This is a genomic window from Streptomyces parvus (assembly GCF_014648875.1).
GTDB classification, from domain to species: domain Bacteria; phylum Actinomycetota; class Actinomycetes; order Streptomycetales; family Streptomycetaceae; genus Streptomyces; species Streptomyces parvus.
On sequence record NZ_BMRY01000002.1, the window covers coordinates 419,941 to 444,548 of the forward strand.

The following is a 24,608-nucleotide window of genomic DNA, read 5'->3' on the forward strand; positions in this document are numbered from 1 at the left end:
CGAATTCATCGGTACAGGACTAGGCTCGGAGAGCTGTGACGCGGCGAGGGAGCGGCGAGCAGTGACGCAGTTCGGGTTCGGCTGGCAGGAGAGCACGGGATGACGACCGCGCCGGGGCGCAGAAGCAGTACGTTCACCAGGCTGCTGCGGCACGGATTCACCGACCCGTCCGCCGCCGAGCAGCTCCTCGACCTGGACGCGCTTGCCTCCGTACGGTCCGATCCGGTCCTCCTGGAGGCGCTCGGGGCCACCGCCGACCCCGATCTGGCCCTGCGCGGACTGGTCCGGATCGTGGAAGCGGGGGAGGAGGGCGAGCGGCAGGTGCTGCTCGACACCCTCGTCACCGCCAAGCCCCTGCGTGACCGGCTCCTCGGGGTCCTCGGCGCGTCCGAGGCGCTCGGGGACCATCTGGCCCGGCACCCGCGCGACTGGCAGGCCCTCGTCACGTACGAGTCGGCCGACCTGCACCCCGGGGTCGCCGAATTCGAGCAGGGGCTCGCCGACGCCGTCGACCCGGACTCGCTGCGGGTCGCCTACCGCCGGTGCCTGCTCACCCTCGCCGCCCGGGACGTGTGCGGGACGACCGGTCTCGCCCAGACCGCCGCCGAGCTGGCCGACCTCGCCACCGCCACCCTGCGCGCCGCGCTCGCCATCGCCCGCACGGCGGCGCCCGAGGACGCCGCGCAGTGCCGGCTCGCCGTCGTGGCGATGGGCAAGTGCGGCGGGCGGGAGCTGAACTACATCTCCGACGTCGACGTGATCTTCGTCGGGGAGGCACGCGACGGGGTCGACGAGACCAAGGCCATGCAGGCCGCCACCCGGCTGGCCGCGCACATGATGCGGATCTGCTCCGACACCACCGTCGAGGGCACCATCTGGGAGGTCGACGCCAACCTCCGCCCCGAGGGCCGCAACGGGCCGCTCGTCCGCACCCTCAGCTCGCACCTCGCCTACTACCAGCGCTGGGCCAAGACCTGGGAGTTCCAGGCCCTGTTGAAGGCCCGGGCGGTGGCCGGCGACCCCGAGCTGGGTGCCGAGTACGTCGATGCCGTGTCGCCGCTGGTGTGGGGGGCCGCCGACCGGGAGAACTTCGTCCCCGACGTGCAGAAGATGCGCCGCCGGGTCGTCGACAACATCCCCGCCGACCGGATCGAGAGAGAGCTGAAGCTCGGACCCGGCGGGCTGCGCGACGTCGAATTCGCCGTCCAGCTCCTCCAGTTGGTGCACGGGCGCAGCGACGCCTCGCTGCACAGCGGCTCCACCCTGGAGGCGCTGCGGGCGCTCGCCGAGGGCGGGTACGTCGGCCGCGCGGACGCCGCCCAGCTCGACGAGGCGTACCGCTTCCTGCGCTCCATGGAGCACCGCATCCAGCTCTACCGGCTGCGCCGCACCCACCTGGTCCCCGAGGACGAGGCGGACCTGCGGCGGCTCGGCCGGTCGCTCGGGATGCGCACCGATCCGGTGGCCGAGCTGAACAAGGCGTGGAAGCGGCACGCCTCCGTCGTACGGCGGCTGCACGAGAAGATCTTCTACCGGCCGCTGCTGGACGCCGTCGCCCAGCTGGCCCCCGGCGAGTCCCGGCTCAGTGCGAAGGCCGCCGCGATCCGTCTGGAGGCCCTCGGGTACGCCGACCCGGCGGCCGCCCTGCGGCACCTGGAGGCCCTCTCCTCCGGGGTGACCCGCAAGGCCGCGATCCAGCGCACGCTGCTGCCGGTGCTCCTCGGCTGGTTCGCGGACTCGGCCGACCCGGACGCCGGGCTCCTCGGCTTCCGCAAGGTGTCCGACGCCCTCGGCAAGACCCCGTGGTACCTGCGGCTCCTGCGCGACGAGGGCGCCGCCGCGGAGAACCTCGCCCGGGTTCTCTCCGCCGGCCGCCTCGCCCCGGACCTCCTCATGCGGGCCCCGGAGGCGGTGGCGATCCTGGGCGATCCGGAGGGGCTGAAGCCGCGCACCCGGGAGCACCTGGAGCAGGAGGTGCTGGCCGCGGTGGGGCGTGCGGGCGATGCGGAGTCGGCCGTCGCGGTGGTGCGCGGGGTGCGCCGCCGGGAGCTGTTCCGTACGACGGCCGCCGATCTCATCGGCTCGTACGGCACCGAGGACAGCCCCGCCGAGCAGGACCACGGGGCCCTCGTCGACCGCGTCGGCTCCGCCGTCACCGACCTCAACGCCGCCACCATCGCGGGCGCGCTGCGGGCCGCCGTACGCGAGCGGTGGGGCGACACCCTGCCGACCCGGTTCGCCGTCATCGGCATGGGCCGCTTCGGCGGACACGAGCTGAGTTACGGCTCCGACGCCGACGTCCTCTTCGTCCACCAACCGCGCGAGGGCGTGAGCGACGAGGAGGCCGGGCGGGCGGCCAACGCGGTCGTGGGGGAGATGAGGCGACTGCTCCAACTGCCGACCGCGGACCCACCGTTGCTCATCGACGCCGATCTGCGTCCCGAGGGCAGGACCGGGCCGATGGTCCGCACGCTGAAGTCGTACGAGGCCTACTACCGGCGCTGGTCGCTGGTCTGGGAGAGCCAGGCGCTGCTGCGGGCCGAACACATGGCGGGCGACGCGGAGTTGGGACGGGCCTTCGCCGAGCTGGTCGATCCGCTGCGGTATCCGATGGAGGGGCTGGGCGAGGACGCCGTACGCGAGATCCGCCGGCTCAAGGCGCGGATGGAGTCCGAGCGGATGCCGCGCGGCGCGGACCCCACGCTCCACGCGAAGCTGGGGCGGGGCGGGCTGAGCGATGTCGAGTGGACCGTCCAGCTGATCCAGATGCAGCACGGGTGGGCGGAGCCCGGCCTCCGCACGACGCGGACACGCGAGGCACTGGCCGCGGCGTGCGCGGCCGGCCTGATCCCGGCGGAGGAGGCGCAGACGCTGGACGAGGCGTGGGTGCTGGCGGCGCGGGTGCGCAACGCGGTGATGCTGGTGCGGGGGCGGCCGGGCGACACGTTCCCGTCCGACGCGCGGGAGCTCGCGGCGGTGGGGCGCTATCTGGGGTACGAGCCGGGCCACGTCGGGGACATGCTGGACGACTACCGGCGGATCACCCGGCGGGCTCGGGCGGTGGTGGAGGAGCGGTTCTACGGGGCGGCGGGCTGAGGGGTGTTCCCGGGGCCCGACCCCGGCGCCCCCGAGTGGGCTCTGCCCGGCCCCGGCCCCCTCGGGGCCCCGCCCGAATCCCGCTCCTCAAGCACCGGAGGGGCTGGATTCCCCCAAGGCCAGGAGGGGGTTTTCCCCCGTTGCAGCCCGGGGGGCCGCTCCATGGCCCGGCGGAGCGGCCGACGGGCATGATCCATCCATGACTTTACAGCGAACAAGTATCCGGATCGCGGCCGGCGCGGCGGTCCTCGGCAGTGTCTCCGCCCTGGTGGCTCCGGTCTCGGCGGTGGCCGACTCCCACCGTGAGCGGGTACCGGGCGGGGCTGTCGTCTCCGTCGGGCAGGCGGCCGACCTCACAGCGGAGGAAGTGGCCGAGGAGCTCCGGGGGAAGATCGACCCGTCCCAGGTCCGATACGGTGTGACCGCCTATCGGGTTGTCTACCGCACCACTGACAGCGCAGGCGCCCCCACGACCGCGAGCCAGCTCGTCGTCCTGCCCAAGAACGGGGCGCGCCACCTGTCCACCGTCTCCTGGCTGCACGGAACCACCGTCTATCGCAAGGACGTCGCCTCGGAGAATCCGAAGTCGAACGACCGACTCGTCGCCCTGCTGTTCGCCTCGACCGGGCGGGCCGTCTCGGCGCCCGACTACGTGGGCCTCGGCTCGGGCGAAGGCTTCCACCCGTACGGTGACCCCGGGGCCACCGTCGCGGCCTCCGTGGACGGCCTGCGCGCGGCCCGGATCTTCGCCCACTGGAACGGCCGGGAGCTGAAGCGCAAGGTACAGGTCAGCGGGTTCTCGCAGGGCGGCCCCGCGACCATGCTGGTAGGCCGGGCGCTTCAGCAGGAGGGTGCCGACCGCTACTTCCGGCTGGGGGCACTCGCCCCGGTCAGCGGCCCGTACAACCTCTCGGCCTTCGAGGCCGCCGCGGCCGACGACAAGATCGCCAGATCCGGCATCTACCTCGCCTACTTCGTCACCGCCTGGAACAGGATGTACGGCCTTTACACGTCACCCGGAGATGCCTTCCGGCCTCCGTACGACAGCAAGGTCGAGGGTCTCTTCGACGGTCATCACACCGCCGAGCAGATCGTCGGCGAACTCCCGGCGGCGTCCAAGGACCTGTTCACCGAGGACTTCCTGAACAAGATCCGCAAGCCTGAAGGTGTTCTGAAGGACAGGCTGCGCCCGATGGACAACACATGCGACTGGCGGCCGGACGTACGGGTGGAGATCTTCCACGGCCGGGGTGACAAGGACGTCGACTTCAGTCACGCGGCGTACTGTGCCGACCAGCTGACGAGGAACGGCGCCGCACACCGGCTGACCGATGTCGGCGACTACGACCACAACGAATCGGTGCGGCAGGCACTGCCCCGCATCGTCCGGTTCTTCGACGAGTCGGCGAAGACCGGCTGAAGTACGCCACCGGTGACGGGTGGGGAAGGCTGACCGGCGTCACCGGTGTGGCGCGCCACACCGTTCCTCACCGTCCGAGCACTACGGTCTGCGCGCTCCGGCCGCCCCGGCCGCCTCCGGCTCGGCCTCCGCACCCGGCTTCGGCTCCGGCTGCGGATCCGGTTCGGACGCCGGGCGGGGCAGGCGGGCGGCGCGCAGTCCGGTCAGCCGGCTCTTCGTCGTCCCGGGCACCCACTTCGGCAGCCGGTGCGGCAGCGAGCCGTACCAGACGCGGGAGACCGCGTAACCGAAGGCGAGGCAGGCCATGCCGCCCACCGCGTCCAGCCAGAAGTGGTTGGCGGTGGCCACGATGACGACCAGGGTGAGCGTCGGGTAGAGCAGGCCCAGGACGCGGGCCCACGGCACCGAGGCCAGGGCGAAGATCGTCAGACCGCACCAGAGCGACCAGCCGATGTGCATCGACGGCATCGCCGCGTACTGGTTCGACATGTTCTTGAAGTTGCCCGAGGCCATCGAGCCCCACGTCTCGTGCACGAGCACGGTGTCGATGAAGTTCGCGCCGTTCATCAGACGGGGTGGTGCCAGCGGGTAGAGGTAGTAGCCGAGCAGGGCCACGGCCGTCGTCGCGAAGAGGACAAGACGGGTCGCGGCGTAGCGGCCGGGGTGGCGGCGGAAGAGCCAGACGAGGACGCCGATGGTCACCACGAAATGCAGCGTGGCGTAGTAGTAGTTCATCGACACGATCAGCCATGTCACGGAATTGACCGCGTGATTGACCGATTCCTCGAAGGCGAGACCCAGGGACTTCTCAGCCGACCAGATCCAGTCCGCGTTGCGCAGGGCCGCAGCCTTCTGCTCGGGGACCGCATTGCGCACGAGCGAGTACAGCCAGTAACTGACCGCGATGAGCAGGATCTCGAACCAGAGCCGGGGGCGGCCGGGCATCCGCAGCGAGCGGACTCGGGCCCGCCAACCGGTCTTCCCGGTGGCCGGGGGAGGTGTGGACGAGGCGTCGGCGGTCCCGGGGGCCGCCTCGGCCGCGATGGGTGAAGCGCCGGCCGTCGACCGGCTTTCCTGTGCTGTCACCTGTGTTTCACCCATAGGCAGAGAGTCTTCCATAGAGCTTCCTCTGCCTACGATCATCCTCCGGTCGGGTTCCGGTCGCACGTCCTGCACCTCAGGGACGAGGGGCCGACCCCGACCCGCCTCCGGGTCCGGCGGCCGTCGAGCCGCGTACCACCAGCTCGGGCATGAAGACGAACTCGCTGTGCGGGGCCGGCGTCCCGCCGATCTCCTCCAGGAGCGTACGGACCGCGGCCTGGCCCATCGCCGTCACCGGCTGCCGGATCGTCGTCAGCGGCGGGTCGGTGAACGCTATGAGGGGCGAGTCGTCGTAGCCGACCACGGAGAGGTCCCGGGGGACATCCCTGGACTCCCGGCGGGCGGCCCGGATCGCCCCGAGCGCCATCATGTCGCTCGCGCACACGACCGCCGTGCAGCCGCGCTCCATCAGGGCGGTGGCGGCGGCCTGGCCGCCCTCCAGCGTGTACAGGGAGTGCTGGATCAGCTCCTCGATCTCCTCCTCGGCGAGGCCCAACTGCTCCCGCATCGTCGTGTGGAAGCCCTCGATCTTGCGGAGCACCGGCACGAAGCGCTTGGGGCCGACCGCCAGGCCGATCCGGGTGTGGCCGAGCGCCACCAGATGCGTCACCGCGAGCCGCATCGCCGCCCGGTCGTCCGGGGAGATGAAGGGCGCCTGCACCTTGGCGGAGAAGCCGTTCACCAGGACGAAGGGGACCCCCTGGCCGCGCAGTTGCTCGTACCGTTGCATATCGGCCGAGGTGTCCGCGTGCAGCCCGGAGACGAAGATGATGCCCGAGACGCCCCGGTCCACCAGCATTTCGGTGAGTTCGTCCTCGGTGGAGCCGCCGGGGGTCTGGGTCGCCAGCACCGGGGTGTAGCCCTGCCGGGTCAGCGCCTGGCCGATGACCTGGGCCAGCGCCGGGAAGATCGGGTTCTCCAGCTCCGGGGTGATCAGGCCGACCAGCCCCGCGCTGCGCCTGCGCAGCCGCACCGGGCGTTCGTAGCCGAGGACGTCGAGCGCCGCGAGGACGGATTCGCGGGTGGCCGCCGCGACTCCGGGCTTGCCGTTCAGGACTCGGCTGACCGTCGCTTCACTGACCCCCGCCTGAGTTGCGATATCGGCAAGCCGTGCGGTCATGGGATGCGACTGTACCGGGCCCGTGTCGGATTGCCCACTGTGTGGGGGGCTGTGCGGAGGCCGTACGGGAGGGAGGTTCGACGCGCCTTCCGGCAACGGCTTGCAAGGACTTGCGGCGCCGGATCGCGGAGCGCGGTCGGGTCGTCGCCCTGCGGGTATGGCCAGGCCCGCCCGTCTGTGCCAGGGGGGAGTGGTGGTCGTCAAGGGGCTTGACGGCAACCTTGAGGACACGCGAATGTAACGATCACCAAGGTTTGCAGAAATCTTCCGCAAGGTCTTTCGGTCGTCTTTCATCCTTGTTACGTTCACGTCGACCCGGCGCCGCGACGGAGCGGTACGGCAGTTGAAGGAGTTCAGATGCGACGTGGCATAACGACCACCGCCCTGGTCGCGGCCCTGGCGCTCGCGGCGACCGCCTGCGGCAGCGACGACGAGTCCGGCGGCAGCAAGAGCTCGGGCGAGCTCTCCGGCACCGTCACCTGGTGGGATACCTCCAGCGTCGGCAGCGAGGACAAGGTCTTCAAGAAGCTCGCCGAAGGCTTTGAGAAGAAGCACCCGAAGGTCGACGTCAAGTACGTCAACGTGCCCTTCGGTGAGGCACAGAACAAGTTCAAGAACGCCGCCCAGGCCGGCGACGGCGCGCCCGACGTGATCCGCTCCGAGGTCGCCTGGACGCCGGACTTCGCCAACCTCGGCTACCTGGCCCCGCTGGACGGCACCGCCGCCCTGAAGGACCAGGACGACTTCCTCAAGCAGGCCGTCGCGTCCACCAAGTACGAGGACAAGACCTACGCGGTCCCGCAGGTCATCGACTCCATGGGCATCTTCTACAACAAGAAGATGTTCAAGGAGGCCGGTGTCGAGGTGCCCGCCAACCTGGACGACCTCAAGACCGTCGCCAAGAAGATCAAGGACAAGACCGGCAAGACCGGCCTCTACCTCCGCGGCGACGACCCGTACTACTTCCTCTCCTTCCTGTACGGCGAGGGCGGCGACATGGTCGACGCGGGCTCCAAGAGCGTCACCATCGACAAACCCGAGGGCGTCAAGGCGTTCAAGGCGGTCAAGGAACTGGTCGACGACGGCACCGCGAAGACGGACGCCTCGGACGGCTGGGAGAACATGATGCAGGCGTTCAAGAACGGCGACGTCGCGATGATGATCAACGGCCCCTGGGCCGTCGCCGACACCCTGACCGGCAGCGAGTTCACGGACAAGGACAACCTGGGCGTCGCCCCGGTCCCGGCCGGCTCCGCCGCCCAGGGCGCCCCGCAGGGCGGCCACAACCTCGCCGTCTACGCCGGCTCCAAGAACCTCGACGCCTCCTACGCCTTCGTCGAGTACATGACCTCCGTGGACAGCCAGGCCACCGCCGCCGGCGAGCTGAACCTGCTGCCCACCCGCACCTCCGCGTACGCCAAGAAGCAAGCGGTCAACAGCGAGATCGTCGGCTTCTTCAAGCCGGTCGTCGAGACCGCCGTCGAGCGCCCCTGGATCCCCGAGGGCGGCAGCCTCTTCGAGCCGCTGCGCGTCGAGTACACCAAGGTCCTCACCGGCCAGACCACTCCGGAGAAGGCCGCCAAGGCCACCGGCGACGCGTACCGCAAGCTCCTGAAGGACTGGAAGTAACAGGAAGGTTGGCCGACTCATGGCTGTCCACACCAGCCAGTCGGTGGTGAAGGCCGCGGGCGGGAACACCGCCCGCGGCCGGAGCCGCGGCACTGGCACCCCACCGCCGGCCCACGGCCGCCTCCGGCGCGCCCTGTCGGTCCACTGGTACGCCTGGGCCATGGTCGCCCCGGTCGTCCTCGTGATCGGCGTGATCATCGGCTACCCGCTGGTCCGCGGCATCTACCTCTCGATGACCGACGCCGACGAGCGCAACGTCGCCCGCTCCATCGGGGTCAACGAGATCCCCGCCACCTACGAGTTCATCGGCGTCGACAACTACGTCGACGCGCTGACCGGCTCGCAGTTCCTCGGCACGCTCGGCTGGACACTGGTGTGGACGGTCTCCTGCGTGAGCATCACGTTCGTCCTCGGCATGGCCCTGGCGAACATCCTCAACCGCCGCATCGCCGGACGCTCCGCCTACCGCATGGCCCTCATCCTGCCCTGGGCCATCCCCGGCTTCGTCTCGGTCTTCGCCTGGCGCTTCCTCTACAACGAGGAGCGCGGCCTGCTCAACAAGATCCTCGGCGGCGCCGGCATCGACGCCGTCCCGTGGCTCAACGACCCGACCTGGGCGAAGTTCGCGGTCATCGCCGTCAACGTCTGGCTCGGCGTCCCGTTCATGATGGTCGCCCTCCTCGGCGGCCTCCAGTCCATCCCCTCCGAGCAGTACGAGGCGGCAGAGATGGACGGCGCGACCGCCTGGCAGCGCTTCCGCCACATCACGCTGCCCGGACTGCGCCCGGTCTCCACCACGGTGGTCCTGCTCTCCACCATCTGGACCTTCAACATGTTCCCGGTGATCTTCCTGCTGACCCGCGGCGGACCCGGTGAGGCGACCCAGATCCTGGTGACCCAGGCGTACAAGTTCTCCTTCGAGATCAGCCCGCGCGACTACGCGCAGTCCTCCACGTGGGGCGTGCTGATCCTCGTCCTCCTGATGGTCTTCGCCGTCGTCTACCGGCGGGTCCTGCGCTCCCAGGGAGACAACTGGTGACCACCGTGACCGACACCACCGCCCGGCATGCCGTCCGCAAGGTCCGCCTCCGCGGCGAGCGCTCCCCGCTCGCCTCCGTCGGCCTCCACCTCACCCTGATCGCCGCCTCGGTGATCGCGGTCTTCCCGGTGCTGTGGGTCCTGCTGACCTCGCTCAAGCCCGCCAAGTACGCGACCACCACGGACTTCTTCCGCGAGACGACGTTCGTCAACTACACGAACCTCATCCGCGACACCGAGTTCCTCAACTGGTTCGCCAACTCCGTGATCATCTCCGCGCTCTCCACGGCGATCGGCGTCTTCGTCGCCGCCACCACCGGATACGCCGTCAGCCGCTTCCGCTTTCCCGGCAAGCGCGGACTGATGTGGACGCTGCTGATCACCCAGATGTTCCCGGTCGCCGTCCTCATCGTGCCGATCTACAACATCATGTCGACCCTGGGGCTGCTCAACCAGCCCACCGGACTCGTCATCACCTACCTCACCATCTCGGTGCCGTTCTGCGCCTGGATGATGAAGGGCTTCTTCGACACCATCCCGCGCGAGATCGACGAGTCGGGCGAAGTCGACGGCCTCACCCCCTTCGGCACCTTCTTCCGGCTGATCCTCCCCCTGGCCAAGCCGGGCCTCGCGGTCACCGCCTTCTACTCCTTCATCACCGCCTGGGGCGAGGTGGCCTACGCGTCCGCCTTCCTGGTCGGGGACGAGAACCTCACGCTGGCCGGCGGGCTCCAGAAGTTCGTCAACCAGTACGGAGCCCAGTGGGGCCCGATGACCGCGGCCTCCGTGCTCATCGCCATCCCGGCCGCCCTGGTCTTCCTCTTCGCCCAGAAGCACCTGGTCACCGGCATGTCCGCCGGAGCAGTCAAGGGCTGACACCGCCAGGACGCCCGAACCCGCACGCACCACCGCACCCGTCACGGCGGCGCCGGAAACCCCGACCCGGTCCCGGCGCCGCTCCCACCCAGACACCCCAGGGACGACATGACCCAGCACCTCGCTGCCCCCTCCACCGGCACGTCCGACGACGCCCCGGGCCACCGCACCGGCTGGTGGCAGGACGCGGTGATCTACCAGGTCTATCCGCGGAGCTTCGCCGACGGCAACGGCGACGGGATGGGCGACCTCCCCGGCGTCACCGCCCGCCTGCCCCACCTCAAGGACCTGGGCGTCGACGCGGTGTGGCTCTCCCCCTTCTACGCCTCCCCGCAGGCCGACGCGGGCTACGACGTCTCCGACTACCGGGCCATCGACCCCATGTTCGGCAACCTGCTGGACGCCGACGCCCTGATCCGCGAGGCACACGCCCTGGATCTGCGCGTCATCGTCGACCTGGTCCCCAACCACTCCTCCGATCAGCACGAGTGGTTCAAGCGCGCCCTGGCCGAGGGCCCCGGCTCCGCCCTGCGCGAGCGCTACCACTTCCGCCCCGGAAAGGGCGCGAACGGCGAACTCCCGCCCAACGACTGGGAGTCCATCTTCGGCGGCCCCGCCTGGACCCGTACGGTGAACCCGGACGGCACCCCCGGCGACTGGTACCTCCACCTCTTCGCCCCCGAGCAGCCCGACTTCAACTGGGAACACCCGGCCGTCGCCGACGAGTTCCGCTCCATCCTGCGCTTCTGGCTCGACATGGGCGTCGACGGCTTCCGCGTCGACGTCGCCCACGGCCTCGTCAAGGCCGAGGGCCTGCCCGACCTCGGCGCCCACGACCAGCTCAAGCTGCTCGGCAACGACGTCATGCCGTTCTTCGACCAGGACGGCGTGCACGCCATCTACCGCAGCTGGCGCACCATCCTCGACGAGTACCCGGGCGAGAGGATCGCCGTCGCCGAGGCGTGGACGCCGACCGTCGAGCGCACGGCCAACTACGTGCGCCACGACGAGATGCACCAGGCGTTCAACTTCCAGTACCTCTCCACCGCCTGGGACGCCGCCGAGCTCCGCAAGGTCATCGACTCCTCGCTCGACGCCATGCGCCCGGTCGGCGCCCCCACCACCTGGGTGCTCTCCAACCACGACGTCACCCGGCACGCCACCCGGTACGCCAACCCGGCCGGCCTCGGCACCCAGATCCGCACCCCCGGCGACCGCGAACTCGGCCTGCGCCGCGCCCGCGCCGCCTCCCTGCTGATGCTCGCCCTGCCCGGCTCCGCCTACGTCTACCAGGGCGAGGAACTCGGCCTGCCCGACGTCACCGACCTGCCCGACGAGGCCCGCCAGGACCCCTCGTTCTTCCGCGCCGAGGGCCAGGACGGCTTCCGCGACGGCTGCCGCGTCCCGATCCCCTGGACTCGCGAGGGCACGTCGTACGGCTTCGGCGAGGGCGGCAGCTGGCTCCCGCAGCCCGCCGGCTGGGGCGAGCTGTCCGTCGAGGCGCAGACCGGCGTGGAGGGCTCCACCCTGGAGCTGTACCGGGCCGCCATCGCCGCCCGCCGCGACCACCCGGGCCTCGGCGCGGGCACGGACGTCGAATGGCTGGACGGCCCCGAAGGCGTCCTCGTCTTCGCCCGCCCCGGCTTCGTCTGCACCGTCAACACCACCGGCGCCCCGGTCCGGATCGCCGCCCGCGGCCAGGTGCTGCTCGCCAGCTCCCCGGTCGCCGTGGACGGCGCCGAGGCCGAGCTGCCCGCCGACACCACGGTGTGGTGGACGGTGTGACACTCCCCGCGCCCAGGACCACGGCCGCGCCCCGCCTCTCCGACATCGCCGGCCAGGCGGCGGTCAGCGAGGCAACGGTCAGCCGGGTCCTGAACGGGAAGCAGGGCGTCGCGGACTCGACCCGTCAGCGGGTGCTCGCGGCGCTCGACATCCTGGGCTACGAACGCCCCGTACGGCTGCGGCAGCGCAGCGCCGGACTGATCGGCCTGGTGACGCCCGAACTCACCAACCCGATCTTCCCGGCGTTCGCGCAGTCCGTCGAACAGGTGCTGGCCGGGCACGGCTACACCCCCGTGCTCTGCACCCAGCTCCCGGGCGGGGCCACCGAGGACGAACTCGTCGAGCAGCTCGTCGAGCGCGGCGTCGGCGGCATCGTCTTCCTGTCCGGGCTGCACGCGGACACCTCCGCCGACCCGGGACGGTACGCCGCGCTCACCGAGCGCGGCGTACCGTTCGTCCTGATCAACGGCTACAACGAGCGCATCAGCGCCCCGTTCGTCTCGCCCGATGACAACGCTGCCGTGACGATGGCCCTCCAGCACCTCGCCGACCTCGGCCACCGCCGGATCGGCCTGGCCATCGGCCCGCAGCGCTACGTCCCCTCCCGCCGCAAGCGGGACGGGTTCGTGGCGGCGGCCGCCTCGGTGCTCGGCATGGACCGCTCCGAGGCCGAACTGCTCGTCTGCTCCACCCTGTTCAGCGTCGAGGGCGGTCAGGTGGCGGCGGGCGCCCTCCTGGACGCGGGGTGCACCGGCATCGTCTGCGGCAGCGACCTGATGGCGCTGGGCGTGGTCCGCGCGGCCCGGGGGAGAGGCCTCGACGTACCGCGCGACGTCTCGGTCGTCGGGTTCGACGACTCGCAGCTCATCGCGTTCACCGATCCGCCGCTGACCACGGTGCGCCAGCCCGTGCAGGCGATGGCGGCGGCCGCGGTGGGGGCGCTGCTGGAGGAGATCGGCGGGAGCCCGGTGCAGCGCACGGAGTACGTCTTCCAGCCGGAGCTGGTCGTACGGGGCTCGACGGCGGCGGTACGCGCGTAGGAGTCGAGAGGGACACGTACAGGAGAGGCACCAGGAGTCGGCCCAGGGAGGGCCGGCGGGGAGTTGTAGCGACTCCGGGTGCCTCTCTCTGTCGTGACCGGCCCGGCCGGCCGGGCGCGTGGGGTCCAGACCGTTGCGGACGGGCCGGAACCCTCGGCCGACCGGACCGGAGTCAGAGGCAACGTAACAGGCCCGCAATATCTTGCGAAAGACCTTGCAGCAAGAAATCGCGAAGAAAAATGGCTTGTTTCGTGGATGTGAGCGCTTGATGTCCAAAGGGTTGACCGGTGCCTGGCGGCCTCGTACGGTCTGGTCCGCGGCAAGGTTTGCATTCTTGCAGCAAGAACCTTCATGAGCCTTGAGGGCACGGCGCGTTGCCGACTGAGGCTGCACCGTCATCCCCGCTTCCCCCACCCGCAGGAGGAAAGACATGGCACGCAGACCCCTGTCTGCCGCACTCGCCCTCGTGGCCGGCGCCGCCGCCCTCGTCGTCCCCACCGGATTCGGCGCCGCGTCCCCCGCGCAGGCCGCCGCTCCGGGCGACAAGGACGTCACCGCCGTGATGTTCGAGTGGAAGTTCGCCTCCATAGCCAAGGCCTGCACGGACACCCTCGGACCGGCGGGCTACGGCTACGTCCAGGTCTCACCGCCCCAGGAGCACATCCAGGGCGGCCAGTGGTGGACCTCCTACCAGCCCGTCAGCTACAAGATCGCCGGCCGGCTCGGTGACCGGGCCGCCTTCTCCGCCATGGTCAACACGTGTCACGCGGCGGGCGTGAAGGTCGTCGCGGACTCGGTCATCAACCACATGTCGGCCGGGAACGGCACCGGCACCGGCGGCTCCGCGTACACCAAGTACGACTACCCGGGCCTCTACTCCGGCGCCGACATGGACGACTGCCGCACCCAGATCGGCAACAACTACAACGACCGCGGCAACGTCCAGAACTGCGAGCTGGTCGGCCTCGCCGACCTGGACACCGGTGAGGACTACGTACGCGGCAAGATCGCCGGGTACCTCAACGACCTGCTTTCGCTCGGCGTGGACGGCTTCCGTATCGACGCCGCGAAGCACATGCCCGCTGCCGACCTGGCCAACATCAAGTCCCGGCTGACCAACCCGAACGTCTACTGGAAGCACGAGGCGATCTACGGGGCCGGGGAGGCCGTCTCGCCCTCCGAGTACCTGGGCAGCGGAGACGTCCAGGAGTTCCGGTACGGGCGGAGCCTCAAGCAGGTCTTCCTCAACGAGAACCTCGCCCACCTGAAGAACTTCGGCGAGGGCTGGGGCTTCATGGAGTCCGGGAAGTCCGCCGTCTTCGTCGACAACCACGACACCGAGCGCGGCGGCGACACCCTCAACTACAAGAACGGCTCCGCCTACACCCTGGCCGGTGTCTTCATGCTGGCCTGGCCCTACGGCTCCCCGGACGTCCACTCCGGCTACGAGTTCAGCGACCACGACGCAGGACCCCCGAACGGCGGCCAGGTCAACGCCTGCTACAGCGACGGCTGGAAGTGCCAGCACGCCTGGCGTGAGATCTCCTCCATGGTCGGCTTCCGCAACACCGCGCGCGGCCAGGCCGTCACCAACTGGTGGGACAACGGCGGCGACCAGATCGCCTTCGGCCGGGGCAACAAGGCGTACGTCGCCATCAACCACGAGGGCTCCGCGCTGAACCGCACCTTCCAGACCTCGCTGCCCGCCGGTGACTACTGCGACGTCCAGTCCGGCAAGGGCGTCACCGTCAACGGCTCCGGCCAGTTCACCGCCACCGTCCCGGCCGGCACCGCCGTCGCCCTGCACGCGAACGCCCGGACCTGCTCCGGGGGCGGCGGCACCAACCCCGACCCGGACCCCGGCAACGGCTCCTCCGGCGCCTCCTTCGGTGTCAACGCCACCACCCAGCCGGGCCAGAACATCCACGTCACCGGAGACCAGTCCGCCCTCGGCAACTGGAACCCGGCGAACGCCCCCAAGCTCGACCCGGCCACGTACCCCGTCTGGAAGCTGGACGTCGCCCTGCCCGCCGGGACCACGTTCGCCTACAAGTACGTCCGCAAGGACGCGGCCGGCAACGTCACCTGGGAGAGCGGCGCCAACCGCACCGCCACCGTCCCGGCCTCCGGGAAGGTCACGCTGACCGCCGACGTCTGGCGCGGCTGACCCGTACCCCTCGCCGACGGGCCGGTGGCATCGCCACCGGCCCGTCTCCGCACCGATCAAGCCCCGAGGAGCACCCTCCGTGTCCCGAACGACCCTCAGACGAGGGGCGGTGGCCGCCCTGTGCGTGGCGCTGCTGCCCGTCGTCCCGGCGGCCACCGCCGCCGCATCGCCCCGGCCGCCGTCCCCGCCCTCGGACGCGAAACTCGCCCGTGAGGCGGCCCGGCACGACCTCACCCGCGAGCAGTTCTACTTCGTGCTGCCCGACCGCTTCGCCAACGGCGACGCCTCCAACGACCGGGGCGGGCTGACCGGTTCACGCCTCGACCACGGCTACGACCCCACCGACAAGGGGTTCTACCAGGGCGGCGACCTCAAGGGTCTGACCCAGAAGCTCGACTACATCAAGGGCCTCGGCACCACCGCCATCTGGATGGCCCCGATCTTCAAGAACCGGCCCGTGCAGGGCACCGGCAAGGACGCGTCGGCGGGCTACCACGGCTACTGGATCACCGACTTCACCCAGGTCGACCCGCACTTCGGCACCAACGCCGACCTGGAGAAGCTGATCGACAAGGCCCACGCCAAGGGCATGAAGGTCTTCTTCGACGTCATCACCAACCACACCGCCGACACCGTCGACTACGCGGAGAAGGCCTACGGCTACAAGCCCAAGGGCGCCTTCCCCTACCTCGACAGGACCGGCCGCCCCTTCGACGACCGCGAGGGCGTGAAGAAGGTCGACCGGGACTCCTTCCCGTACTCCCCGGTGCAGGCCCCCGGCGCGGAGAAGAAGGTTCCGTCCTGGCTCAACGACCCGACCATGTACCACAACCGGGGCGACTCGACGTGGGCCGGCGAGTCCAACGAGTACGGCGACTTCTCCGGGCTCGACGACCTGTGGACCGAGCGTCCCGAGGTCGTGAAGGGCATGGAGAAGATCTACGAGAAGTGGGTCCGCGACTTCGACATCGACGGCTTCCGCATCGACACCGTCAAACACGTCGACCTCGACTTCTGGACCCAGTGGGCCACCGCGCTCGACGCCTACGCGGCCAAGCGCGGCCGGGACGACTTCTTCATGTTCGGCGAGGTCTACTCCGCCGACACCGAGGTCACATCGCCGTACGTCACCCGGGGCCGCCTGGACTCCACGCTGGACTTCCCGTTCCAGGACGCCGCCCGGCAGTTCGCCTCCCAGGGCGCGCCCGCCGACAAGCTCGCCTCGGTGTACGGCAACGACTTCCGCTACACCACCGACAAGGCCAACGCCTACGAGCAGGTCACCTTCCTCGGCAACCACGACATGGGCCGCATCGGGACCTTCCTGAAGCAGGACAACCCGAAGGCGGATGACGCCGAGCTGCTGCAGCGGGCCCGGCTGGCCAACGAGCTGATGTTCCTCGGCCGCGGCAACCCGGTGATCTACTACGGCGACGAGCAGGGCTTCACCGGCGCGGGCGGCGACAAGGACTCCCGCCAGACCCTCTTCGCCTCGAAGACCGCCGACTACCTCGATGACGACCAGCTCGGCACCGACCGCACCCACGCCTCGGACGCGTACGACACGAAGCACCCCGTCTACCGCTCCATCGCCGCGCTCTCGAAGCTCACCAAGGAGCACCCGGCGCTGCGCGACGGCACCCAGATCGAGCGGCTCGCGGACGGCTCGGTGTACGCCACCTCGCGCATCGCGACCGAGCGGCCGTACGAGTACCTCGTCGCCTCCAACAACGGCGCGACACCGAGGAGGGTCCAGCTCGCCACCGAGTCGGCCGAGATGAATTTCCGTACGGTGTACGGAGGTTCCGGCGCGGTCCGCAGCGGAAAGGACAAGAAGGTCACTGTCACCGTGCCCGCCCTGTCCAGCCTCGTGCTGAAGGCGGACCGGACCGTCGGTGCCCCCGCCGCCAAGCCCGGGGTCTCGCTCAAGGCCCCGGCCGCCGGCGCCACCGGCACCGTCGAGATCACGGCCGACGTGGACGGGGGACAGCTCAACCGCGTCGTCTTCGCCGCCCAGGTCGGCAACGGCAAGTGGCAGACCCTCGGCACCGCCGACCACGCTCCGTACAAGGTCACCCAGCACCTGGACGAGACGGTCAAGGCGGGAACGCCCCTGCGCTACAAGGCCGTTGTCGTCGACCGCGCCGGCCGCACCTCCAGCGCCCTTGCCTCCACCACCGCCGGCCAGGCCCCGCCGCCCGGCAAGCCCGTCGCCGTCGAGCGCGACCGGGCCGTCGTCCACTACCAGCGCCCCGACGGCGACTACGAGGGCTGGCAGCTGAAGTCCGGTGAGAGGACGGCCGAGTTCATCGGACGGGACGCGTACGGCGCGTTCGCCTGGCTCGACCTGGAGAAGGGCACCGACTCCGTCCCCTACACCGTCGAGAAGAACGGCACGGCCGACGGGCCGCGGCGGACCATCGACCTCGGCGTGACCGGACAGGTCTGGATCGAGCAGGGCAAGGACGGGCAGACGGCCGAAGCCCCCGAGACCCCGCCGCAGGACACCACCAAGGCGGTCCTCAACTACCACCGCCCCGACGGGAACTACGACGGCTGGGGGCTGCACACCTGGACCGGCGCCAAGGAGCCCACCGACTGGGCCAAGCCGCTGATGCCGGTGAAGAAGGACGCCTACGGGGTCACCTTCGAAGTGCCGCTCGTCGACGGGGCCACCAGCCTCAGCTACATCCTCCACAAGGGTGACGAGAAGGACCTCCCGAGCGACCAGTCCCTCGACCTCGCCACCTACGGCCACGAGGTCTGGATGCTCGGCGGCAAGCCCGGCTACCTCCTGCCGCAGACCGGCGGCGGCGCGGCCCCCGACCTGTCGAAGGCCGAGGCGCAGTGGATCGACGCGAACACCGTCGTCTGGAAGGTGAAGGCCACCGACGCCACCAGCCAGCAGCTCGTGTACGCGAAGGAGGGCGGCATCTCCGTCGTCGACGGGGCGCTCTCCGACGAGGGGCAGTGGCTGCGGCTCCAGCAGGGCGAGCTGAACGACGCGCAGAAGGCGAAGTTCCCCCACCTGAAGGACTATCCGGCGTTCACCGTCGACGCCCGCGACCGCGACCGGGTCCGCGAGTCCCTGCGGGGCCAGCTGATCGCGACCCAGCGCGCCGCCAACGGGGCCCTGCTCGCCGCCACCGGAGTACAGACGGCCGGAATCCTGGACGACCTGTACGGCAAGAAGGCCGCCTCGGCCGAACTCGGTCCGGTCTTCCGCAAGTCCACGCCGACGCTCTCCGTGTGGGCCCCGACCGCGCAGACCGTCTCGCTCGAACTCGACGGCCGCCGCGTCCCGATGAAGCGCGACGACCGTACCGGCGTCTGGTCCGTCACGGGGAAGAAGAGCTGGCAGGGCAAGCCCTACCGGTACGCCGTGACCGTCTGGGCCCCCACCGTCCAGAAGCTGGTGACCAACAAGGTCACCGACCCCTACTCCACCGCCCTGACCGCCGACTCCGCCCGCAGCCTCGTCGTCGACCTCACCGACCCGAAGCTCGCGCCGCGCGGCTGGTCCGGCCTGAAGAAGCCCGCCGCCACCCCGCTGCGGGACGCCCAGATCCAGGAGCTGCACGTCCGGGACTTCTCCATCACGGACCGCACGGCGAAGCACCCCGGTGAGTACCGGGCCTTCACCGACACCCGCTCGAAGGGCATGCGGCACCTGAAGAAGCTCGCCGACTCCGGCACCAGCTACGTCCACCTGCTGCCCGTCTTCGACATCGGGACCGTCCCGGAGAAGAAGAAGGACCAGGCGACCCCCGACTGCGACCTGACCGCCCACGCACCCGACTCCGAGAAGCAGCAGGAGTGCGTGAGCAAGGCCGCCGCCAAGGACGGCTTCAACTGGGGCTACGACCCCTTCCACTACACCGTCCCCGAGGGCTCCTACGCCTCCGACCCGGACGGCACCGAGCGCACGGTCGAGTTCCGGCAGATGGTCCAGGGCCTGAACCAGGCCGGACTGCGCACGGTCATGGACGTCGTCTACAACCACACCGTCGCCTCCGGGCAGGACGACAAGTCGGTCCTCGACCGGATCGTGCCCGGTTACTACCAGCGGCTCCTGGAGGACGGCACCGTCGCCACCTCCACCTGCTGCGCCAACACCGCGCCCGAGAACACCATGATGGGCAAGCTCGTCGTCGACTCGATCGTCACCTGGGCGAAGGAGTACAAGGTCGACGGCTTCCGCTTCGACCTGATGGGCCACCACCCCAAGGACAACATCCTGGAGGTCCGCAAGGCGCTGGACCGGCTCACCCCCGCCAAGGACGGCGTCGACGGCAAGAAGATCATCCTGTACGGCGAGGGCTGGAACTTCGGCGAGATCGCCGATGACGCCCGCTTCGTCCAAGCCACCCAGAAGAACATGGCCGGCACCGGCATCGCCACCTTCTCCGACCGGGCCCGCGACGCCGTGCGCGGCGGCGGCCCCTTCGACGAGGACCCCGGCGTCCAGGGCTTCGCCTCCGGCCTCTACACCGACCCCAACTCCTCGCCCGCCAACGGCACCCGCGCCGAACAGAAGGCCCGGCTGCTGCACTACCAGGACCTGATCAAGGTCGGCCTCACCGGCAACCTCGCGAACTACACCTTCACCGACACCTCCGGGCGCACGGTCAAGGGCTCCGACGTCGACTACAACGGGGCGCCCGCCGGATACGCGGCCGTACCCGGCGACGCGCTCGCCTACTCCGACGCCCACGACAACGAGACCCTCTTCGACGCCCTCGCCTTCAAGCTCCCGGCCGACTCCTCGGCCGCCGAGCGGGCCAGGGCCCAGGTGGTCGCCATGGCCGCCTCCGTCCTCTCCCAGGGGCCCTCGCTCTCCCAGGCGGGCACCGACCTGCTGCGCTCCAAGTCCCTGGACCGCAACTCCTACGACAGCGGCGACTGGTTCAACGCCCTGCACTGGGACTGCCGCGACGGCAACGGCTTCGGACGGGGCCTCCCGCCCGCCGCCGACAACCGGGACAAGTGGTCGTACGCGAAGCCGCTCCTGGCCGCCACCGGCACCATCGCGCCCAAGTGCGCCCAGATCGACGGTGCTTCGGCCGCCTACCGCGACCTGCTCACCATCCGCTCCACCGAGAAGGAGTTCTCCCTGCGCACCGCGGACCAGGTGCAGTCCGCCCTGTCCTTCCCGCTCTCCGGCAAGGACGAGACCCCCGGCGTGATCACCATGCGCCTCGGCAAGCTCGTCGTCGTCCTCAACGCCGCCCCGGACACCGCGACCCAGCGGCTCGCCGCACCGGCCGGGAAGACGTACGCGCTGCACCCGGTCCAGGCCAAGGGTGCGGATCTTACGGTCAAACGAGCCAGGTACGACGGGAAATCGGCCACTTTCACCGTCCCGGGACGCACCGCGGCCGTCTTCACTCTGCGCTGACCACCCGCGGCACTACGGTGACGGCAGACGTCGGCAACGGAGCCGCGACAGCCGTACCCGGTACCGTCCGGCCGGCCCCGCCCACCCCTCCGGGGGAGTGCGGGGCCGGCCTCGGCCGTCGGCCCGCCGGCGCACCCTGCCCCAGCGTGCGGACGGTGATGATGACCAACGTGGGATACCTTCCCGAGGAGACGAGCAGCTTCGTCGGGAGGCGGGCCGAACTGGCCCGGCTGCACACCGCGTTGACCACCCGGCGGATGACCACGCTGATCGGCCCCGGCGGGGTCGGCAAGACCCGGCTCGCGCTCCGGTCCGCCCGCGCCGTCGCCGGCCGTTACGCGGACGGCGCCTGGTGGGCCGACCTCTCCCCGCTCTCCGACGACCGGCTGCTGCTCCCGACCGTCTCGGACGCGGTCGGGCTCGCCGACCACACCCTGCGGATGCCCGTCGAGGCGCTCTGCGAATGGCTCGCGGACAAGCACCTCCTGCTCGTCCTCGACTCCGCCGAACACCTCCGCGGCCCCTGCTCCCACCTGCTGGCCGAGATCCTCACCACCTCGCCCGCCCTGACCGTCCTGGTCACCAGCAGGCAGCCGCTCGGCACCCGCGGCGAGCACGTCGTCGAGGTGCCGCCGCTCCCGGTCGACGGCGCGCCCGACGCCCTCCAGCTCTTCGCCGACCGGCTGCGCGCCACCGACCCGCGGGCCCGCCTCGACGCTCCCGGGGACGAGGCGGCCGCCGCCGAGATCTGCCGCCGCCTCGAAGGCATCCCGCTCGCCATCGAACTGGCCGCCGCGGGCATCGGCCGGCACAGCGTGGCCCAGCTCGCCACCCGCATCGGCACCCGTTTCGACGCCCCGGGCCTCACCGTCGGCGTGTCCGGGGCGCACGGCTCCTCCGGTGCGGCCGGGCTCCCCGGAGGCGTCGGGGCGGCGGCAGATCCCGGCACGTCCCGGCTCGACCTCCTCGCCGACGAGACCGCCTGGCCCCGCCGCCACCGCACCCTGCGCACCGCCATCGGCTGGTCCCACGAGCTGTGTACGCCGCTGGAACGTCTCCTGTGGGCCCGGCTCACCCCGCTGCGCACCGACTTCGACGCCGAGGTCGCCCGCGAGGTCTGCGCCGGGGGACCGCTCACCCCCGGCGAGGTGGACCGGGCGCTCCAGGGGCTCGTCGCCCAGTCCGTCGTCCAGCGCGACGGCGACCGCTACCGGATGCTCGACACCCTGCGCGAGTACGGCCGCATGTGGCTCGCCGAGCTGGGCGAGGCCCGCGCGGCCGCCGACCGGCACGCGCACAGTTTCCTCGGCCTCGCCCGCCGTGCCCACGAGGGCTGGACCGGCCCTGACCAGGTCTCCTGGTACCACACGGTGTCCGACACCCACCTGGACCTGTGCGCGGCCCTGGAGCACCTGCTCGCCCACGACGCCGAAGGGGCCCAGGAGATGGCGGGCCGGGTCGGCTTCTTCTGGGCCTGCTGCGGCCATCTCTCCGAGGCCCGGAACTACGCCCAGCGGGCCCTGGACGCGGGCCCCGTCGAGGGCCCCCACCGGACCAGACTGCAGTGGGTGCTCGGCGTCGCGGCCCTGCTCCAGAGCGACTTCGCGACCGCCGAGAAGTACGGGGCGCTCTGCACGGCCACCGCCCTGTACGACGGGGACGACGAGGGCATGCTCGCCGCCACGTATCTCTCCGGCATCACGCAGCTGATGACCGGGGAGCCCGACGCGGCCCTGGAGGCGGCCGGGCGCGTCCTGCGGATGACGGAGGGCGTTCCCGTGGATTCCGGCCACCGGCTGCGCTGCCGCCTCGTCACCGTCTTCGCGCTCACCGCACTCGGCCGGCTCGCCGAGTCCGAGGCGGCGGCGACCGCGCTGCGCCGGGCCTGCGAACGCGGCGGCGAGTTCTGGACCCGATCCTACGTGGACTACCAGCTCGCCCTGATCGCCCTGCTCCAGGGGCGCCCGGAGGCCTCCGCCACGTACGCCCGGGCGATGCTCGCCGGCAAACACCGGCTCCGCGACAGCTTCGGCATCGCCCTGGGCCTGGACCTCCTGGCCGCCGCCATCGCCGCCCAGGGCGCGGGCGCCCAGGCCGCCCGGGTCTACGGCACCGGGCACGCGTACTGGCGGATGGTCGGCCACCCCCAGCGCGGCACGCCCGAGCTGGGCCCGGTCCGCGAGCGGTGCGAACTCCAGGCGCGGGCGGCCGTCGGCGACGAGGCGTACCAGCGGGCCTTCGAGCGCGGCCAGTCGGACAACGCGGAGGTCGGCCTCGCCGCAGCGCTGCGCACCGAACTGCAAATCTGAGCAGGGCCGGACTCCGACTCCGGCCAGGACCGAACCGCGGCTCCGACCAGGGGCTGAGCCGCACTCGTGTCCCCGGACTACCCGCATCCACCGCCTTGTGGGTAAGGTTAGGCATACCTAAGTAGCCGCTTGGGTTCCGCTGACCCTCCCTGGAGAACTCGGATGCGTCTTTCCCGCCCCCGCGCCACGCAGCCGACCCGCGCCGAGCGTGTCCGGTCGATCCTGACCGTCGCCCACTCCATGACGGTGGTCAGCGACGGGCTGCACACCGAAGTCCGCCGCCTGGACGGCACGGGAGCGATGGGCCACATCCACCTGCACGCCCCGAACGACGGCAACCACGCGCCCAGCGCCGAACGCGTCCCGTCCCGCCTGGAGTTCACGGACATCGCCGCCACTCCCGTACGCGACCGGCTGCGCGCCCGCGTCACGGTCACCGGGCTGCTGGCCTCCCCGTACAGCACCGACACCGAACAGTCCACCTGCATGGAGTTCGGCCAGGCCGTCCTGGAGGACGCCGAGGGGCGCACCTTCGTCACCCTGGAGGAGCTGGAGGAGGCGGAGACCGACCCGATCGCCGCCTGCGAGGCGGGCATGCTCACCCATCTCGTGGACGACCACGCCGAACTGGTCCCGCTGCTGCTGCGCCTGGTCCACCCCCGCCCGGAGCGCGGCATGACCCGGGCCGTGCCGCTGGCGATGGACCGGTACGGCGTCACCCTGCGGCTCGAATACCCGGACACCCACGAGGACGTCCGGCTGCCCTTCCCCCGGCCGGTCACCGAGATCGACCAGGCGGGCCCGCAGATCCACGCGCTGCTGGCCGCCGCCCGACGCGTCTCCCACCGCAACGGCCTGCCCGCCTGAGTGGTCCTACGGTTTCGGCAGCCGCTGGGCCGGCACGGCGGGATCGTCCGGGGCGAACGCGGAGAGCCGCGCCAGCAGATCCCCGAACGGACCGTCCGCCGGCTCCTGGGACAGCATCCGCAGCACGATGCCCGCCATCTCCTGGTCGTACGCGGCACTGACGGCGGCCAGCGCCGCGAAGTCGTGCACCAGCTGCATCTCCAGCTCCTCGCGCGGGATGCGCCGCCCGTCCAGCCAGATCAGCGCCGTCGACTCGGCGAGCGACACCCAGGAGCGGACCACCAGCTCCAGCCGGGCGGGCGGTTCGGCCACCCCGAGGTGCGTGATGATCTGCTCGTACGCGGCCTGCCGCACCCCGTCGATCATGGCGTTCGCCGTCGAGGAGCCGACCGCGGGCCCGCCGCGCATCAGCGCCGAGAAACCGGGCCCGTGCTCGTCGACGAAGTCGAAGAACCGCCCCATCACCCGCAACAGCCGCGCGCCCAGAGGCCCTTCGAGCGGCTCCAGGAAGCGGGCCGCCAGCTCGTCGGCGGCCCGCCGCAGCGCCGCCTCGTACAGGCTCTGCTTCCCGGGGAAGTAGTGGTACACCAGCGGCCGCGAGATCCCCGCGACGGCGGCGATCTCGTCGATCGACACATCCTCGGGCGAGCGGCGGCTGAACAAGTCCAGCGCGACGCCGATCAGTTGCTGTCTGCGCTCGTCGACGCCCATCCTGCGCCGCACCCCCGTCGTCATGCGAACAGCCTATCCGGGGTGCGCACT

General features: G+C 70.9%; 14 protein-coding genes. 11 read left to right on the forward strand and 3 right to left on the reverse strand.

Features of this window, described 5'->3' with window-relative positions:
* Nucleotides 1–99 precede the first annotated feature (99 nt).
* Nucleotides 100–3,096 carry a bifunctional [glutamine synthetase] adenylyltransferase/[glutamine synthetase]-adenylyl-L-tyrosine phosphorylase gene (locus IE140_RS08070; protein WP_093439815.1) on the forward strand — a complete coding sequence of 999 codons (2,997 nt, stop codon included), beginning with the start codon at nt 100–102 and terminating at the stop codon, nt 3,094–3,096.
* A gap of 199 nt (nt 3,097–3,295) precedes the next feature.
* A complete protein-coding gene (locus IE140_RS08075) occupies nt 3,296–4,516 on the forward strand; it encodes an alpha/beta hydrolase family protein (RefSeq protein WP_150195316.1) in 1,221 nt (406 codons plus the stop codon).
* A gap of 81 nt (nt 4,517–4,597) precedes the next feature.
* Here the strand turns inward: IE140_RS08075 and IE140_RS08080 are convergent, their stop codons facing one another.
* Complete coding sequence (locus IE140_RS08080; protein WP_150195314.1) at nt 4,598–5,617, reverse strand: phosphatase PAP2 family protein; 1,020 nt, start codon at nt 5,615–5,617, stop codon at nt 4,598–4,600.
* A gap of 76 nt (nt 5,618–5,693) precedes the next feature.
* Nucleotides 5,694–6,737 (reverse strand): LacI family DNA-binding transcriptional regulator, encoded by a 1,044-nt coding sequence (locus IE140_RS08085; protein ID WP_093439807.1) that lies wholly within the window; start codon nt 6,735–6,737, stop codon nt 5,694–5,696.
* Between the two features lie 357 nt (nt 6,738–7,094).
* Here IE140_RS08085 and IE140_RS08090 point away from each other — a divergent pair, with 357 nt between their 5' ends.
* The 9 genes from IE140_RS08090 to IE140_RS08130 all read left to right on the forward strand — a co-directional run bounded on the left by IE140_RS08090 (nt 7,095) and on the right by IE140_RS08130 (nt 23,846).
* A complete protein-coding gene (locus IE140_RS08090; protein WP_150195313.1) occupies nt 7,095–8,366 on the forward strand; it encodes an extracellular solute-binding protein in 1,272 nt (423 codons plus the stop codon).
* A 19-nt stretch (nt 8,367–8,385) separates the two neighbouring features.
* A complete protein-coding gene (locus IE140_RS08095) occupies nt 8,386–9,405 on the forward strand; it encodes a carbohydrate ABC transporter permease (protein WP_150195311.1) in 1,020 nt (339 codons plus the stop codon).
* Nucleotides 9,402–10,280: a sugar ABC transporter permease gene (locus IE140_RS08100; RefSeq protein ID WP_150195309.1), complete on the forward strand. Its 879-nt coding sequence runs from the start codon at nt 9,402–9,404 to the stop codon at nt 10,278–10,280. The genes IE140_RS08095 and IE140_RS08100 overlap by 4 nt, the downstream gene beginning before the upstream one ends.
* A gap of 108 nt (nt 10,281–10,388) precedes the next feature.
* A complete protein-coding gene (locus tag IE140_RS08105; RefSeq protein ID WP_150195307.1) occupies nt 10,389–12,065 on the forward strand; it encodes a glycoside hydrolase family 13 protein in 1,677 nt (558 codons plus the stop codon).
* On the forward strand, nt 12,050–13,105 hold the full coding sequence (locus tag IE140_RS08110; protein ID WP_176741724.1) for a LacI family DNA-binding transcriptional regulator: 1,056 nt from the start codon (nt 12,050–12,052) through the stop codon (nt 13,103–13,105). Before IE140_RS08105 ends, IE140_RS08110 begins: the two co-directional genes overlap by 16 nt.
* A 430-nt stretch (nt 13,106–13,535) precedes the next feature.
* On the forward strand, nt 13,536–15,272 hold the full coding sequence (locus IE140_RS08115) for a carbohydrate-binding module family 20 domain-containing protein (RefSeq protein WP_150195305.1): 1,737 nt from the start codon (nt 13,536–13,538) through the stop codon (nt 15,270–15,272).
* A 79-nt stretch (nt 15,273–15,351) separates the two neighbouring features.
* Nucleotides 15,352–20,670 (forward strand): pullulanase-type alpha-1,6-glucosidase, encoded by a 5,319-nt coding sequence (pulA, locus tag IE140_RS08120; RefSeq protein WP_150195303.1) that lies wholly within the window; start codon nt 15,352–15,354, stop codon nt 20,668–20,670.
* A gap of 158 nt (nt 20,671–20,828) precedes the next feature.
* A complete protein-coding gene (locus IE140_RS08125; RefSeq protein WP_150195320.1) occupies nt 20,829–22,979 on the forward strand; it encodes an ATP-binding protein in 2,151 nt (716 codons plus the stop codon).
* A gap of 162 nt (nt 22,980–23,141) precedes the next feature.
* Nucleotides 23,142–23,846, forward strand: coding sequence for a DUF2470 domain-containing protein (locus tag IE140_RS08130; protein WP_150195301.1), 705 nt, complete (start codon nt 23,142–23,144; stop codon nt 23,844–23,846).
* Between the two features lie 6 nt (nt 23,847–23,852).
* Here IE140_RS08130 and IE140_RS08135 read toward each other — a convergent pair whose 3' ends face one another.
* Complete coding sequence (locus IE140_RS08135) at nt 23,853–24,581, reverse strand: TetR/AcrR family transcriptional regulator (RefSeq protein WP_150195299.1); 729 nt, start codon at nt 24,579–24,581, stop codon at nt 23,853–23,855.
* Nucleotides 24,582–24,608: the final 27 nt, after the last annotated feature.